The following is a 2,455-nucleotide window of genomic DNA, read 5'->3' on the forward strand; positions in this document are numbered from 1 at the left end:
GTAAGCATCCGGTGAGGACCGCGTAGCGGTCACTCAGGCAGCCTGATTGGCTTGCTTGTTCCGGTCACGCCAATTCCAGGGCAGAAGTTCGTCGAGCCGTTGGACCGGATGTGCAGCAATGCGTGCCAGGACGTCGGCGAGCCAGGCTTGCGGATCCACATCGTTCATTTTGGCTGTTACGATCAGGCTGTACATCATCGCGGCACGGTCGCCGCCGCGGTCGGAGCCACAGAACAGCCAGGACTTCCGCCCAAGGGCGATGCCGCGCAGGGCTCGTTCGGCGGCGTTGTTCGACAGGCAGATGCGGCCATCGTTGAGGAAGCGGGTGAACGAGCCCCAGCGCTTGAGCATATAGTCCATCGCCTTGGCAACGTCGTTGCGCCGAGATAGCTTGGCGCGTTGCTCACGCATCCAAGCTTCCAGAGCGGCGACCAGCGGCGCGCTGCGCTCCTGGCGCACGGCCCGGCGCCGCTCAGGCGTCTCGCCGTTGATGCCGCGCTCGATCTCGAACAGGGCATCGATCCGGCGGACTGCTTCCAGTGCCAGCGGCGAGATCACCGCAGGCTTTTTGCCCTGTACCTTGCGGCGCGCATTCTCCGCCAGATCAGCCATCACGAAGAACGGCCGTCTGGCATGGACCCAGCACGCGGCTTCCAGGATCGGACCTGCGTTGCGGCCCGGGTCGTAAAGCTTGCCATAGCCGCCATAGGCATCGGCCTGGAAGATGCCGCTATAGCCGGCCAGATGCGCCTGGGGATGCTCGCCGGCGCGATCGCGCGAGTAATAAAACACTGCCCCCGGTGGCGCCTGCCCGCCAAAAGGCTTGTCGTCGCGTACATAGACCCAGATGCGGCCGGTATCGGTCTTGCCTTTGGCCAGGACCGGCACCGTCGTGTCATCCCCGTGCAATCGCTCGGCCCTCAGCACATGGGCCTCGAGGCGCCGGAACAAGGGCGTCAGCGCAACTGTGCAGCCACCAACCTGGTCGGCGAGGGTCGACAGGCTGATCGGCACGCCTTCCTTGGCATAGCGTTCGGCCTGCCGGTTCAGCGGCTGGTGCTGGCCGAATTTCTCGAACAGCACCATCGCCAGCAAGCTGGGGCCGGCCCAACCACGGGCGATGACGTGGAAGGGCGCCGGGGCCTGGCTGATCTTCTCGCAATCACGGCAGCTGAACTTCTCCCGGACGTGCTGGATCACCTTCCAGGATTTCGGGATTACTTCCAGCGTCTCGGTGATGTCCTCCCCGAGCTTGGATAACCGCGCTCCGCCGCAACAAGCGCACGTCACCGGTCCCGGCACAAGCACCCGCTCGCGAGGCAGATGGTCCGGGAAGGGCTGGCGCGACGGCCGCTTGCGCGTGAACGAGGCCACCTTCGTCGTCTTGGCGGCGGCCATTTCAGCAGCAAGTTCGTCCTCAGTCGCAGAAGCCTCGAGCTCCTCCAACGTCAGTTCGAGCTGATCCAGCAGCCTTGCGGTACGCTCCGAGCGAGGGCCATGGCGATCACGGTTCAGCTTTTTGATCTGCAGCTTCAGGTGAGCGATCAGCGCCTGGTCGTCGGACTGCTGGGCGCGAACGCTGGCAAGTTCGGCCCGCGTCACCAGCAACGCCGCCTGCAGCGCCTCAATGTCTTCCGGCAGCTTCTCGGGACTGTCACCCATGCACCGATGGAATCACAAAAGCCGCGATTTGGCGCGGCCTTTTTGCAATCTCACAGGACTATTGCGCTGCTTATCCTGCGCTCTGCGGCCGCCAACTATGTTGCGGGTTGCGCCAGTCGATCGCCTCCAGCAAATAGCCCATCTGAGCTGCCGTCAGCGACACCACGCCGTCCACCGTCGCAGGCCAGATAAAGCGGCCACGGTCCAGTCGCTTGGCGTAGAGCGATAGCCCGACCCCATCGTGCCAAAGCGCCTTGATCAGTGTGCCGGCACGACCACGGAACACAAAGACGTCGCCGGCAAAAGGATCTCGCCCGAGGCCCTCCTGCACCAGCAATGCCAGACCCTGCATGCCCTTGCGCATGTCCGTGTGACCGGTTGCGATCCAGATTCTTGCCCCTGCCGCGATCGGGATCATCGCCGCTCCAGCAGATCCAACACGCGAGACAACGCGGTCATATCAACGCCGGCGTCCACGATCACGCGACAGGCCTTGCCGACGACAATCTCCATGCGTCCGCCCGCTGGCCCCGCCAAAGCTACTGGCGGCACCGCCGGTTGGTCCGGCATCACCATCGCCGGCACAAAGGCTGGCTGAAGTTGTTCGCTCGCCCGCGCTCCAAACGATCGTCGCCAAGTCAGCAGCAGCGAGCGCGAGATGCCGTATCGTCGTGCTGTCGACGAGACCGCGCGCGGTGCCTGCAAACTCTCCAGAACGATCTTGAGTTTCTCATCAGAGGTCCAGCGACGGCGACGGCCGGTCTCGACAACCTCAAACCGTTCAATCTGAGCA

3 protein-coding genes are annotated in these 2,455 nt (G+C 64.0%); all 3 read right to left on the reverse strand.

Features of this window, described 5'->3' with window-relative positions:
* Positions 1 to 33: 33 nt before the first annotated feature.
* The gene (gene tnpC / locus XI06_RS12985) at positions 34 to 1,662 is read right to left on the reverse strand and encodes an IS66 family transposase (protein WP_237874442.1); all 1,629 of its coding nucleotides are present in this window, start codon (positions 1,660 to 1,662) and stop codon (positions 34 to 36) included.
* A 70-nt stretch (positions 1,663 to 1,732) separates the two neighbouring features.
* A complete protein-coding gene (gene tnpB, locus XI06_RS12990; RefSeq protein ID WP_038388978.1) occupies positions 1,733 to 2,080 on the reverse strand; it encodes an IS66 family insertion sequence element accessory protein TnpB in 348 nt (115 codons plus the stop codon).
* On the reverse strand, positions 2,077 to 2,455 hold a 379-nt coding region (tnpA, locus tag XI06_RS12995; protein ID WP_271605494.1), incomplete at its 5' end, for an IS66-like element accessory protein TnpA. The genes tnpA and tnpB, both read right to left, overlap by 4 nt.

The organism is Bradyrhizobium sp. CCBAU 11434 (genome assembly GCF_028128895.1).
In the GTDB taxonomy this organism is placed as follows: Bacteria; Pseudomonadota; Alphaproteobacteria; order Rhizobiales; family Xanthobacteraceae; genus Bradyrhizobium; species Bradyrhizobium zhengyangense.

Coding starts and splice junctions, on each gene's coding strand:
- tnpC (WP_237874442.1), bottom strand. CDS start 1,662: ATGGGTGACAGTCCCGAGAAGCTGCCGGAAGACATTGAGGCGCTGCAG.
- tnpB (WP_038388978.1), bottom strand. CDS start 2,080: ATGATCCCGATCGCGGCAGGGGCAAGAATCTGGATCGCAACCGGTCAC.